12 protein-coding genes are annotated in these 14,236 nt (G+C 37.9%); 7 read left to right on the plus strand and 5 right to left on the minus strand.

Annotated elements, in window-relative coordinates; all coding sequences use genetic code 11:
• Positions 1–104: 104 nt before the first annotated feature.
• Positions 105–2,957, minus strand: a complete 2,853-nt coding sequence (gene carB, locus Q0948_RS00720; protein ID WP_298348505.1) for a carbamoyl-phosphate synthase large subunit — start codon at positions 2,955–2,957, stop codon at positions 105–107.
• Positions 2,958–3,063: 106 nt separating this feature from the next.
• Positions 3,064–3,225 (minus strand): 50S ribosomal protein L34, encoded by a 162-nt coding sequence (gene rpmH / locus Q0948_RS00725; RefSeq protein ID WP_021778793.1) that lies wholly within the window; start codon positions 3,223–3,225, stop codon positions 3,064–3,066.
• A 198-nt stretch (positions 3,226–3,423) separates the two neighbouring features.
• Between rpmH and Q0948_RS00730 the strand changes: the two genes are divergently transcribed.
• The 3 genes from Q0948_RS00730 to uvrB all read left to right on the plus strand — a co-directional run bounded on the left by Q0948_RS00730 (position 3,424) and on the right by uvrB (position 7,305).
• Positions 3,424–4,002: a hypothetical protein gene (locus Q0948_RS00730; RefSeq protein ID WP_035324584.1), complete on the plus strand. Its 579-nt coding sequence runs from the start codon at positions 3,424–3,426 to the stop codon at positions 4,000–4,002.
• Positions 4,003–4,020: 18 nt separating this feature from the next.
• The gene (locus Q0948_RS00735) at positions 4,021–5,220 is read left to right on the plus strand and encodes an aspartate aminotransferase family protein (protein ID WP_298348501.1); all 1,200 of its coding nucleotides are present in this window, start codon (positions 4,021–4,023) and stop codon (positions 5,218–5,220) included.
• A gap of 84 nt (positions 5,221–5,304) precedes the next feature.
• Positions 5,305–7,305, plus strand: a complete 2,001-nt coding sequence (gene uvrB, locus Q0948_RS00740; RefSeq protein WP_298348499.1) for an excinuclease ABC subunit UvrB — start codon at positions 5,305–5,307, stop codon at positions 7,303–7,305.
• Between the two features lie 55 nt (positions 7,306–7,360).
• Here uvrB and Q0948_RS00745 read toward each other — a convergent pair whose 3' ends face one another.
• Together Q0948_RS00745 and Q0948_RS00750 are read right to left on the minus strand one after the other, a co-directional pair.
• Complete coding sequence (locus Q0948_RS00745; protein ID WP_298348498.1) at positions 7,361–7,795, minus strand: Hsp20/alpha crystallin family protein; 435 nt, start codon at positions 7,793–7,795, stop codon at positions 7,361–7,363.
• A 121-nt stretch (positions 7,796–7,916) separates the two neighbouring features.
• Complete coding sequence (locus tag Q0948_RS00750; protein WP_298348496.1) at positions 7,917–8,312, minus strand: TerB family tellurite resistance protein; 396 nt, start codon at positions 8,310–8,312, stop codon at positions 7,917–7,919.
• Positions 8,313–8,449: 137 nt separating this feature from the next.
• Between Q0948_RS00750 and Q0948_RS00755 the strand changes: the two genes are divergently transcribed.
• From Q0948_RS00755 to Q0948_RS00770, 4 genes are all read left to right on the plus strand, one after another.
• Positions 8,450–9,841 (plus strand): amidohydrolase family protein, encoded by a 1,392-nt coding sequence (locus tag Q0948_RS00755; RefSeq protein WP_298348493.1) that lies wholly within the window; start codon positions 8,450–8,452, stop codon positions 9,839–9,841.
• Between the two features lie 103 nt (positions 9,842–9,944).
• Positions 9,945–10,637 (plus strand): fumarate hydratase, encoded by a 693-nt coding sequence (locus tag Q0948_RS00760; protein WP_298348491.1) that lies wholly within the window; start codon positions 9,945–9,947, stop codon positions 10,635–10,637.
• Positions 10,637–11,365, plus strand: a complete 729-nt coding sequence (locus Q0948_RS00765; RefSeq protein WP_298348488.1) for a DUF3307 domain-containing protein — start codon at positions 10,637–10,639, stop codon at positions 11,363–11,365. The genes Q0948_RS00760 and Q0948_RS00765 overlap by 1 nt, the downstream gene beginning before the upstream one ends.
• Before the next feature lie 70 nt (positions 11,366–11,435).
• Entirely contained in the window at positions 11,436–12,935 is a 1,500-nt protein-coding gene (locus tag Q0948_RS00770; RefSeq protein ID WP_298348485.1) for a carboxypeptidase, read from the plus strand.
• Positions 12,936–13,074: 139 nt separating this feature from the next.
• Here the strand turns inward: Q0948_RS00770 and Q0948_RS00775 are convergent, their stop codons facing one another.
• A complete protein-coding gene (locus Q0948_RS00775; protein ID WP_298348483.1) occupies positions 13,075–13,947 on the minus strand; it encodes a M57 family metalloprotease in 873 nt (290 codons plus the stop codon).
• Positions 13,948–14,236: the final 289 nt, after the last annotated feature.

Raw genomic sequence — 14,236 nt, forward strand, 5'->3', positions numbered from 1 at the left:
AGTGTTTATTACGCTTTCGCGAAAGCGTACTCAAAACCCCATAAACTTAAAAAGGTCTACTCATTGAGTAGACCTTTTTTAATACTGTAATTTGAGTAGTTAAATTAGTTACTCAAGTACATCTTTCTTCTTGCGTATAAATCGTAAAAAGCATCATCACGAAGGTTATCTATAAATAAGATACTCTCTCCTGTACTCTTCATCTCTGGTCCTAAGTTCTTATTTACATTTGGAAACTTATTAAAAGAGAATACTGGTTGCTTGATTGCATATCCTTCTAGCTGTGGGTTGAAGTTAAAGTCTTTTACCTTCTTCTCACCTAGCATCACCTTAGTTGCATAGTTTACATATGGCTCTTTGTAAGCTTTTGCTATAAATGGAACCGTACGAGATGCTCTTGGGTTTGCCTCAATGATGTATACTTTATCATCTTTTACAGCAAACTGTATGTTTATAAGACCTACTGTATCAAGTGCTAGTGCAATTTTTCTAGTGTGATCTTTAATTTGCTCTAGTATAAGGTCTCCAAGGTTAAATGGAGGTAATGTTGCATTACTATCACCAGAGTGTATACCACAAGGCTCAATGTGCTCCATAATACCTATAATGTATACATCTTCTCCATCACAAATAGCATCTGCCTCTGCCTCTATCGCTCCGTCTAGGTAGTGATCTAGTAGGAGTTTGTTATTAGGTATCTTACGTAGTAAGTCTACAACGTGCTCTTCTAGCTCGTCGTCGTTTATTACAATCTTCATTCCTTGTCCTCCTAGTACATAAGATGGTCTTACAAGGATAGGGTAATCTAGTTTTTGTGCTACTGCAAGCGCCTCGTCTGCCGTCTCTGCTGTATCAAATTCTGGATAAGGAATATCAAGATTTTTTAATAATGTAGAGAAGCTTCCTCTGTCTTCGGCAAGATCTAGTGCTTGGTAACTTGTACCTAAAATTTTGATCCCGTAACGGTCAAGCTTTTCGGCAAGTTTAAGTGCTGTTTGTCCTCCTAGTTGTACGATTACACCTTCTGGCTTTTCGTGACGTATAATGTCATAAATATGCTCCCAGAATACAGGCTCAAAGTATAACTTATCTGCCGTGTCAAAATCTGTAGATACAGTCTCAGGGTTACAGTTTATCATTATAGTTTCATAACCACACTCTGCAGCGGCAAGTACACCGTGTACACAGCAGTAATCAAACTCGATACCTTGCCCTATACGGTTAGGTCCTGAACCTAGTACTACTATCTTTTTCTTGTCTGAAACTACACTTTCGTTTTGAGCAAATCGAGTTCCGTCAGGAAGCTCCATTTCATTTTCAAAAGTTGAGTAAAAGTATGGCGTTTGTGCTACAAACTCTGCCGCACACGTATCTACCAGTTTATAAACTCTATTAATTTTTAATTCATCTCGCTTGCTTGTTACTGCACTTTCGAGACATCCTAGCATATGTGCTATTTGTCTATCTGCAAAACCTCTTTGTTTTGCCTCGAGTAATAAATTTCGCGGAAGCGTATCTACCTTAAAAGTAGATATCTCTTTTTCCATTGCATATAGCTCCTCATATTGTTTAAGGAACCACATATCTATTTTTGTAATCTCGTGTATACGTTTAAGCGGGATACCCATCTGGATAGCATCATAAATCACAAATACACGGTCCCAGCTTGCGTGGGTAAGCTTGTCTATAATCTGGTCGTAACTCTTATACCCTTTACCATCTGCTCCTAGACCATTACGTTTAATCTCTAGTGACTGTGTTGCTTTGTGTAAGGCTTCTTGAAAAGAGCGTCCTATACCCATTACTTCTCCTACAGATTTCATCTGTAAGCCTAGGGTGCGGTCACTTCCTTCAAATTTATCAAAGTTCCAACGCGGTATTTTTACAATCACGTAATCTAATGTAGGCTCAAAAAGCGCCGATGTAGATTTTGTAATTTGGTTATCTAGTTCATCAAGGTTATATCCTATCGCTAGTTTTGTAGCGATTTTTGCAATAGGGTATCCCGTTGCTTTTGATGCCAGCGCAGATGATCTAGATACACGTGGGTTAATCTCAATAGCGATAATTTCTTCTTCATTATCTGGGTTTACCGCAAACTGTACGTTACACCCTCCAGCAAAGTCACCTATACTGCGCATCATATGGATAGCCATATCACGCATTTTTTGGTAAGTAACATCAGATAATGTCATTGCAGGTGCCACAGTAATAGAGTCTCCTGTGTGGATACCCATAGGATCCATATTTTCTATAGCACAGATAATAACCACATTATCATTTGCATCACGTAGTAACTCTAGCTCATACTCTTTCCAACCTAGTAAGGCTTTATCTATCATCACCTCGTGTACTGGTGATACTTCTAGACCGTGAGATAGGAGTCTATCAAAATCTTCTTCTTCAAAAACGAAAGATGCTCCCGCTCCTCCTAGTGTAAAAGAAGAACGTATTACTAATGGAAAACCAAACTCTTGAGCAATCTCTTTTCCTTTTAAGAATGAGTTTGCACTTGCCTGTGGTGCCATAGGTATACCTATCTCTCCCATAAGTGTTTTAAACTGATCGCGATCTTCTGTAATATTAATAGCCGCGATATCTACACCTATAAGCTCTACGTCAAAATCTTTCCAGATACCCTTCTCATCTGCCTCAATACAAAGGTTAAGCGCAGTCTGCCCTCCCATAGTAGGAAGCACTGCATCTATATTAGGATGCTTTTTGAGTATCTCTACAATAGACTTTGTAGTAAGTGGCAATAAATAGACGTGATCTGCCATAGAGGGATCTGTCATAATCGTTGCCGGGTTAGAATTGATTAGAATAGTCTCAATTCCATCCTCTCTTAATGATCTTAATGATTGTGATCCTGCGTAATCAAATTCACACGCTTGACCAATAACAATAGGTCCAGAACCTATGAGTAGAATCGATTTTAAGTCTTTATTTTTAGGCATTTACTGTGGTTTTTCTAGAATTATCTAAAATTATGAACTGATAGGGTATAAAAAAAGGTGTTACTTAAAAAAAGTAACACCTATATATTTACATCAACGAGATGCATTATTTTTTGTGACGAAGCTCAGAAGATACACTTATTTTCTTTCTTCCTTTAGCACGACGACGTGCTAAAACTTTACGACCGTTTACAGAAGCCATACGCTCTCTAAAACCGTGTTTGTTTCTTCTTTTTCTTTTTGATGGCTGAAACGTTCTCTTGCTCATTTTGTATCTTCTTTAATGTCTTGTTAGGACCGCCTTATAATTTCTTTTATTTACAGCTTTCTAAGCTGGGCGCAAATATACGAGAAGTTTTTACTTCTACAAATGGAAAAATAAATTTTTTTTATCTCCTTTTATATACCTTTGCTCCCGCCTGTATATAGGGCAAAAATAAGAAAACAAACGGTCTAAATATAATCTATGTTTAATAAAAACATCAAACTCGTTCTAGCTATAGCAACTCTTGCAGCAGCAATATGGCAATTTACAGAGAATGAAATAGGTAATGGTATAATGCTACTCTTACTTATGGGAATCTTTATATTCTTATATTTTAAAAACGAAATTATCTTACTTGCCTTTTTACGTTTACGTAAGCAAGACTTCCCTGGAGCTCAAAAGTGGCTTTCAAAAATTAAAAACCCAAGCAGTGCTCTAGTTACAAAACAAGAAGGATACTATAACTACCTACAAGGACTTATGGTATCACAGACTAATATGACCCAGGCAGAAAAATATTTTAAGAAAGCCATAAGCCTAGGTCTCTCTATGGATGCAGATCTTGCAATGGCAAAATTAAGTCTTGCAGGTATTGCAATGAGTAAAAATAGAAGACGTGAGGCACAAACCCTTATGAAAGAGGCAGAAGCTCACGATAAGCACGGTATGCTAGGAGAGCAACTCAAGACTATGAAGGCAAACTTCAAGGCCGCTGGTAATCAACCAAAACACCAGTACGGTAGACCTACATCTGCCAGAGCTGGGAGAAGACAGCGATAGTATACTTTTTACTACACAATGAAAGCTGACTTTCTAACATACCAAGCACAAACCACTCCTCACCCACTAGCGATGGAGGTAGCAAAGGCAGAAGGCAGTTACATATATAATACAGAGGGCAAGAAGTTTTTAGATTTTGTAGCAGGCGTCTCTGCCTGTAGCTTAGGACATCAACATCCTAGAGTGAAAGCTGCAATTATCAATCAGCTAGATAAGTATGCTCACGTGATGGTGTATGGAGAATATGCACAGTCTCCAGCCGTACAGCTCACAAAGCTCCTTGCAGCGCACTTACCTCCATCTTTACAGAGTACATACCTTGTAAACAGTGGTACAGAAGCTATAGATGGCGCTATAAAACTCGCTCGTAGAGCGACGGGTCGCACAGAGATTATCGCCGCCGTAGATGCCTATCACGGTAATAGCTATGGAGCACTAAGCCTTATGAGTAATGAAGAGCGCACCGCGCCCTTTAAACCTATGATAGGTGATGTCTCTTTTATAAAATTTAATTGTGACCGCTATCTTGAACGCATCACAGAACATACAGCCGGAGTTGTATTAGAAACCATACAAGGCGGTGCAGGTTTTATAGAGCCTACTAATGACTTTCTATCTAAGGTAAAACAACGATGTAAAGACGTAGGCGCTCTACTCATACTTGATGAGATACAACCAGGTATGGGGCGCACAGGTAAACTTTTTGGTTTTGAGCACTACGATGTAGTTCCAGATATTCTTGTAACAGGTAAAGGGCTAGGCGGCGGTATGCCTATAGGTGCATTTACTGCATCACGAGACACAATGGCGTTACTATCAGATAATCCTAAGCTTGGACATATTACCACCTTTGGCGGGCATCCAGTGATTGCTGCGGCGGCGCTAGCCACACTACAAGAAATCACAGAGACCACTCTTATAGAAGACACCTTAGTAAAAGAACAACTCATACGCGAGCAACTCGTACACCCATATATTACAGAAATAAGAGGGCGCGGCCTTATGCTTGCAGCACTCACCCCTTCGGCAGCAATTACTTCTGAGGTAATACTTGCTTGTCAAGATGCGGGTCTTATATTGTTTTGGCTACTTTTTGAAGATCGCGCCATACGCATTACTCCACCACTTACCATCACAACAGAAGAAATCATAGAAGGATGCGCTATTCTTCTAGCTGCCTTAGACCAAGCACTAGAGAAGCACGGTAGCTTAACATAATTAAAATACTTTATAACAATTCATTGGGATAGTTACGCTTTCGCGAAAGCGTAAAAACTCGTAATTTTATAAAAAAAGCTGCTCTTGAAATTTAAACTACAATCTGACTTTAAACCTACTGGTGATCAACCCTCTGCAATCAAACAACTAGTAGACGGTATCAATAAAAATGAAACCTACCAGACACTACTAGGTGTTACCGGAAGTGGTAAAACATTTACGGTCGCAAATGTGATACAAGAGACAGAAAAGCCCACACTCATACTCGCTCATAACAAAACACTCGCAGCTCAATTATACAGCGAGTTTAAAGCATTTTTTCCAGATAATGCGGTAGAGTATTTTGTATCATACTATGACTATTACCAGCCGGAGGCCTTTATTCCTTCTTCTGGGGTGTATATAGAGAAAGATCTTTCTATCAATGAAGAGATAGAAAAAATGCGACTAAGCACCACCACTTCCCTACTCTCTGGGCGTCGCGATGTGATTGTGGTTGCATCTGTATCGTGCTTATACGGTATAGGTAACCCCGCCGAGTTTGAGAAAAACATAACAGAAATTAAGCAAGACCAAGTTATGGCACGCACGATGTTTCTTAAAAAACTCGTACAAGGCCTCTACTCACGTACAGAGGGAGAATTTAATCGTGGTAATTTTAGAATAAAGGGAGACACGGTAGAGGTGTTCCCGGGATATGCAGATATGGCTTTTAGAGTTCACTTTTTTGGTGATGAGATAGAAGAGATAGAGGCTTTTGACCCAGCATCTGCAGAGGTGATTGAGAAGTATTCTCGCTTGCGCATCTATCCTGCAAATATGTTTGTAACCTCTCAAGATGTACTACAAGGAGCCATAAATCAAATAGGTGAAGATCTTACTAAACAGGTAAGCTTTTTTGAAGAAGTAGGTAAACATCTAGAAGCAAAAAGGCTAGATGAACGCACAAATTTTGACTTAGAAATGATACGAGAGCTAGGCTATTGCTCAGGTATTGAAAATTACTCAAGATATCTAGACGGTCGCGAGCCAGGTACAAGACCTTTCTGTCTACTAGATTTCTTTCCAGATGACTACTTGATGGTAGTAGATGAGAGTCACGTGACGGTCTCGCAAGTAAGTGCGATGTATGGAGGTGATAGAAGTCGTAAGGAAAACCTAGTAGAATATGGTTTTAGGCTACCCGCGGCGATGGATAATCGCCCGCTTAAATTTGAAGAGTGGGAAATGATGCAAAATCAAGTTATATATGTTTCGGCTACCCCAGCAGACTATGAATTGCAAAAGTCTGAAGGAACTTATGTTGAGCAAATTATACGTCCTACAGGTCTTTTAGACCCTATAGTAGAAGTACGCCCATCTCTCAACCAGATAGATGATCTTATAGAAGAAATAAACAAAGTCACAGAGCGCAATGAGCGCGTGCTTGTCACCACGCTTACTAAGCGTATGGCAGAAGAGCTTACAAAATACCTCACCCGTATAGACATACGTACCCGCTACATACACTCTGATGTAGATACACTTGAGCGTGTAGAAATAATGCAAGATTTACGTAAAGGTGTTTATGATGTACTTGTGGGTGTTAACCTACTTAGAGAAGGTCTAGATTTACCAGAGGTATCTCTAGTAGCTATACTTGATGCAGATAAGGAAGGTTTTTTACGTAGTAACAGATCACTTACCCAAACTATAGGACGTGCCGCACGTAACGTAAATGGGAAGGCTATTATGTATGCAGATAAGATTACAAAGTCTATGCAAGAAACCATAGATGATAGTAACTACCGTCGCCAGAAGCAAATAGACTATAATACTAAAAATGGCTTTACCCCTATGGCTATTAAAAAGAGTCTTGATAATGCGCTTACGCGAAAGGAAACCTATAAGATTGAAGCCGAAGAGCTCGTAAATCTCGCCGCCGAAGATGCAGAAGAGTATCTTACTAAGCCACAAATAGAAAAGAAAATACGAAGCACTAGAAAGGCAATGGAAGCTGCTGCCAAAGAACTAGACTTTATGCAGGCTGCAAAGCTTAGAGACCAGATTAAAGTATACCAAGAGCAAATTAAGGAACTAGCATAAATAAAGAAAGGGCTCCCTTGCGGGAACCCAATCTCAAACTAACCAACCAAATTTATTATTGTATCTCAATTAACCTTGAAGGTTGCACTTGAGCCTCTTCACGCTTAGGTAAAGAAACCGCAAGAACACCATCTGTATAACTTGCTGTAATTTTTGCCGTATCTACAGATTCTGGTAAATTAAATGAGCGTTTAAAAGAAGCATAGTTAAACTCTCTACGAGTAAACTTTGCTGTCTCTTTTATTTCTTCCTCGTTCTTAATTTCTGAGGAGATTGTAAGTAAGTCATTGTCAAGATTTATATTAAAATCTTCTTTCTTTAAGCCCGGAGCGGCTACGTGAAGCTCAAACGCATCATCTTTTTCTATAATGTTTACAGAAGGTGTTGCGTTTGTAAATGTGTTTGTTCTTCCACCTAGCCAGTCTGTGTTAAGTAATTCTTCAAAAACAGATGGTAAGTATGGAGCTGTATTTTTTCTAACTAATGTCATAACTATAATTTTTAAATTGTTTTCAAACTTGTACAGCTATAGACAAATTCAGTTCCAATAATAAAATTATGACATTATGGCAGATTTTAAAATTTATATAGTGACTTTTTGTCGTTTTTTATTAATTATAGAATCTTTTAAAGATTTCTACAAGTCGTTCTGACGGTATAAGTTTACCATCATAATTACCCATCTCCCCTAGTATTTGTTCTACCGCTTCTGGTCGTATACCCAGCTTGAGACCATAATTTCTCAGCGCATCAATCTCTACAAAATGTGTTTGCTCATCTACATTCATTACTAGCAATAGTCTATGAAACTGTGTGATGCGCTGTAACTCTGTACTAAAAACCATTTCCTGCAGCGGATTTTTAATAAGCTCATCTACCGCTTCCTTAGATATCTCAAGACGCTTTGCAACCTCGAGTATAAAATGATATTCACGCTCGTGTAAGTGGCTATCTGCTTTTGCCATAGCAATCATATCTGATATAATTTGTAGATTTTCGGTAGTCATTTATAATGGTTTAATGGCGCAATGTAACTTATATTTTGGAGTCATAAAAATGTTTTGGTTGCTGTATAATTTGTAGTTTTAGGGGATTAATTACGCTTTCGCGAAAGCGTAACTCACCTAGTATCTAGACCTATTATATGAATCTATCTGTACGCTCTTACTATTTAATTGCTTTTGTAAGTCTTAGTATTCTAAACGCTTGTCAAGAGCATACTTTTCAAAATACATATGACCTTGCTATAAAGAACATCACGATTATAAATGAGAAAGGTATAAGCGATGGCGATCTTTACACAGTTTATATTAAAGATGGATTAATAGCCGAAATTGATCCTCTAGACACTTCAAAATCCTTATTTGCCACAAAGGAAATAGATGGAAGTGGCAAGTATATTTTACCTGGATTTTGGGATAATCACACACATTTTAGAGGAGGGCCTGAACTGGTTACTCAAAACGAACTTTTTTTAAAGCAGTTTATAAAGTACGGTATCACTACTGTAAGAGATGCAGGTGGTGACCTCACACCGCAAGTACAGCAGTGGAACAAAGAGATACAAAATGGCACACGCATAGGTCCTACAATTTATACCTCTGGACCTAAGCTAGATGGTAAAAATGCACGCTGGGCAGGCTCTATAGGTGTTTCTAACAGTGATGAAATAAGCAAAGCACTAGACTCATTACAATCTATAAATGTAGATTATGTAAAGCTTTATGATAGTACACTATCTGGAGAGCAGTACCTAGAGATTATAAAACAAGCAGAGTCTCGCGGTATGATAACTTCTGGACATATGCCATTTACCGTCACCCTTGATGAAACTATAGATGCGGGAATAGACAACATTGAACATCTTTACTACATCTTAAAGGGTTGCTCATCTCAAGAAAAAGAAATCACAGCACAAATAAAAGAAGGTAAACTAGGCTTTTGGGGAAGTATGGCACAACTTATAGAAACCTATGATGAAGATACCGCGCAGCGCACTTTTAAAAAACTCAAAGACAATAATGTATATGTCACTCCTACCCTTTTTATAGGTGACATTCTGAGCTATATGGACGAGGTAGACCATAATAAGGACTCATACTTAGCACTACTAGAAGAAGATTTTATCGCGACCTACGAGGGTAGAGTAAACAGTGCATTAAATGCTAGTGATGAAGCAAAACAAAATAGAAAGGACTTACAAGAATTCTTTTTACAGTTAGTAAAAAAACTAGATGACGCAGGTGTTACCCTACTATCTGGATCTGATAGTGGAGCTTATAATGCTTATACATATCCTGGCCCATCACTACACGGCGAACTAAGAGAGATGACCAGAGCGGGTATATCTACGAGCACCGCACTAAGTAGTATGTATGATGGTGCTCATTTCTTAAATAAATCATTATATCAATTCTCAAAAGGAGGTATAGCAGACCTTGTTATTTTAAATAGTAATCCGCTTAGAGACATTAAAGCGACTGAGGATATCTGGCTTGTTATTAAAAACGGAGCAATTATACATAGCAATGATTAATCTATAAGTCAAAACACTTATAAATACAACTTATAAGTAAATACACTTATAAAACAATAATATAAGTAAATATGCTTATATTTGAATTATATAAACTATCTAAGTGAAAGACAAACAACATATAGTTATCTCTGGAGACTTTATTGCTTATACAAGTTTAAGTACAGATGAAAAGAAAATTCTTGAGCAATCACTGTACAAACTGTTTGACCAGCTTCAAGAAAAATTTGACACCTTCTCTAGACTCATAAAGGGTGACTACTTAGAGTGTGTAGTGCCAGATCCTGCAAATGGACTATCTGTAATGCTTGCTATAAAGACTTTTATTAAGTCACTAGAGATAGAAGATAAACCAGAAAATAATAGATCAAAAGTATTCCAGACGTACAGCATACGCCTGGCAATGGGTCTAGGTACTTTAGATCGTTTTGACATTGCAAATAATATCATAGATGGCGACGCCATTTATAGAAGTGGTCGCGCTATAAGCGACGAGAGTACGCACAACAAGGAGCGTATGGTTATAAAAAACACATTATTCTTTAGCTCAGATAACGAGGAGCTCACTTTTAATATAGAAACCATACTCGCACTACTAGATCACCTGCTCGCCAGAGCTACAAGTAGACAAAATGAAGTGTTGTTTTTAAAAATTATGGGTAACAGTGAGAAGACCATTGCAAAGCAGTTATCTGTGAGCCAGTCATCTATAAACCAGCACTCAACCGCCTCTGGGTGGAACGGTATGGATAAATCCATTCGTTATTTTTCTCATCTTTTAAGCACTCTTAATTAATGGAAATAGCAACCTTAATCGCCCTACAGACTATAGCTCACTTACTAGGAGACTATACCTTTCAATCTAAGAAAACAGCAAAATCTAAGGCAAAAAAAGGGTTTAAAAGCAAACACCTCAAGTGGCATATATTAATAGTTTTTGTGTGTTCTTACCTTCTCTCTTTTGATTATAGATTTCTTCCTGCAGCTATACTCATAGGTGCATTACACTGGGTGATAGACGGTTTTAAACCTCAAATACTAGCTAGCAAAAGACTACATAAAGGAGCCTTTTTTATAGATCAGTTATTGCACATTCTCATATACGCGCTAGTGAGTACTACTTTTATAAAACTTATAGGATGGCAACCTATATTTATAGACACTACACACTTTACATACACCTGTCTTATTGCGGTATTTTTATTATGTACAAAGCCGGCAAATATCCTTATTAAAGAAATTTTTACGCTCTTCTCTGTATCGTTTACAGAGAAGTCACAAGACTTACCTAATGCAGGTAGACTCATAGGTATCACAGAGCGCTGGCTCGTGCTTGTACTTATCATAATAGGCCAGTTTAGTGCTGTAGGCTTTTTAATTACCGCAAAATCTATCTTAAGATTTAAAGATGGTGATTACCTTAAAACCGAATATGTTTTAATAGGTACAATGCTCAGTTTTGCCATTGCAATTGCTTGTGCACTGGTCATAACACTCTTTGTACTTCCCATTTCGGGACGTTAAAAATTTCCCAATTTTGAAATAATAAAATGTCAGTTGGTATTTTAGGAGTCACAACCAAAATATCCAACCTATGTATTTCAAACACCTACTCACTGGGCTGCTTGTTGTTTCCGCTTTCGCGAAAGCGTATTCTCAAAAAATCCCAGTACCTGTAGACACTACAATTGTCACAAAACACACCACCACCATAAAAGGAAAAACCATTCCTTATACGGCAACCGCTGGGTTTCAACCCGTTTTTAACCAAGAAGGAACACCAGTAGCTAGTCTACTTTACACCTATTACAAAAGATCTGACATAAAAGATGATCAAGAGAGACCACTAGTAATCTCCTTTAATGGAGGACCAGGCTCTGCCTCTGTTTGGATGCACATTGCATACACAGGGCCACGCATCTTAAAGATAGATAATGAGGGCTACCCTGTACAACCCTACGGTATAAAAAGCAATCCTAACTCGATACTTGACGTGGCAGACATTGTTTTTGTAAACCCTGTAAACACAGGATACAGTAGAATGTTACCTAATGAAAAAGGAGAAATGCCAGACAAGAAACAATTTTTTGGCGTTAATGCAGATATTAAATATCTAGCAGACTGGGTAAACACTTTTGTTACAAGAAATAACCGCTGGAGATCACCTAAGTTTCTTATAGGAGAAAGCTACGGTACAACAAGAGTTTCTGGACTTGCCGCAGCGCTTCAAGACAGTAAATGGATGTTTATAAATGGAGTGATACTTGTATCGCCTACAGAAATAGGTTTTGACTTTGACGGTCCTGTAGAAGTAGCAAACAGGCTTCCTTACTTTACTGCGGCTGCTTGGTACCACAATATGCTACCACCAGCATTACAACAAAAAGACCTTACAGAAGCACTAGCTGAAAGTGAAGACTATGCAGTAAATGAGCTCCTACCACTTATTGTAAAGTCTGGTTACCTAGATGCATCAAAAAAGGAGGCTGCTATCAAAAAAATGGCATATTATTCTGGCCTTTCTGAAAAAACAATACGTCAAAACAATCTAGAAGTACCCTTTAACTACTTCTGGAAAGATCTCTTAAGAGATCGTGACGGCCTTACTATAGGTAGACTAGACTCCCGCTATAAGGGAATGGATGTAAAAGAATCTGGAGATCGACCAGATTACAATAGTGAGCTTACCTCGTGGTTACACTCATTTACACCAGCGATAAATTACTACTTTAGTCAAGAGCTAGGATTAAAGACAGATCTATCTTATAATATGTTTGGCCCAGTACGACCTTGGGACAGATCAAATAATAATGCAGGACCAAGTCTGCGCAGAGCGATGGGTGTGAACCCTAACCTTAATGTAATGATACAGAGCGGTTATTATGACGGCGCTACAACTTACTTTAATGCAAAGTATGTAATGTGGCAGCTTAACGCCAGCGGTAAACTAGCAGATAGATTAAGCTTTAAAGGTTATAGATCTGGACATATGATGTACTTACGTAATGAGGATTTAATCAAGGCAAATGATGATATACGTGAGTTTATCAAAAAATCATCTGTTGGGATTGAGAAAGGTGCAATGCATAAATAATAGATTACAAAATAGGTGAGAATTACGCTTTCGCGAAAGCGCATAATAAACGCTCTCACAATCTATAAAATTAAAAACGCCCTATCCAGATGGATAGGGCGTTTACTTACTAGCTAGTAATCTTTGTAAACCTCAATTCTTAGTACATAGCTCGCAATGCGGTAATATCATTATTGCTAAACTCTCCATCCTCATTATTTGAGAAACAAGCTTGCATTATTGAGTCAAAATCTCTTGTAGGTGTACCTGGTAATTGTACTGCTCCAGTAGATCCTGCAGACTCTCCACCTCCACTACCACAACTCTGGCGGTCATAGTAATCTGAGTGACGGAAACCTATAGAGTGACCTATCTCGTGTGTAATTACGTGCTCATTTACATTTGTACTAGAACCTTCAAGGTTGTAAATCTGTACAAATTTATTAGGACGTCCTTGTGCATCTGGAAAACCTGCTACACCTCCAGAACCAGAGTTATTTGCAGAGTTATCATAAACAACCATATCGCTGTTTGAGAAGTTTGTTCCAAATGTAAGTCTAAAACGTAGTGCAGATCCTGAGATACGGTTAAAGTTATTTACCGCCCACTGTAAAGCTGTTCTACCTTTATTAGTAAGACCAAAGTTATCATTACCTGTGTAACCTATAATGTCTATTGTTCTGTTTGCTCCAGTTACTAGGTTAAACGTTCTAAACTGGCGCTGGTCATTGACCTGCATTTCCTGTAAGTCCTTTGCAGTTGTTACAATGTCATCACCTATGTAGATACGCTGCTCTACAGTACCATCTGGAAGGTGAAAATCTCCTTTTGTGATCGCAGCTATATCTATAGCCATACCACGCACTTGATCAATAATAGCTTGATCTGTAACCTCAACACGATTGTTTTCGACTACTAGTTCTACATTTGCTTGATCATCTTGAATGGCATCTGCTTCTTCTTTTTCACAAGAAGTAAAAGATACTGCTACTAGCGCTAGTGCCATCGCACTAAATTTGAATTTGTTTTTCATTTTGGGTTGCATATTTTAGGATTAATATTAGTTTCAAAATTAACTCTTTTTAACACTTATATTAATCTATTATCACCACTACAACGTTTTCGCTAGTATTTTTATCATATTATTAAATAATTTACTGATTAATCTATAATGCAATAAAGGAAATCCTTTAAATAAAAACAACTTACTGATTAACAGATATTTCTAGAAGATTATTCACCACAAAGTCTAGTAATTTACTAGGATAAATACATACTTAGGCCAATAAATACGTTTGAATATGAAAAAAGGTAGCACTAAG

Origin of the sequence: uncultured Dokdonia sp., assembly GCF_947496725.1 — a bacterium.
In the GTDB taxonomy this organism is placed as follows: Bacteria; Bacteroidota; Bacteroidia; order Flavobacteriales; family Flavobacteriaceae; genus Dokdonia.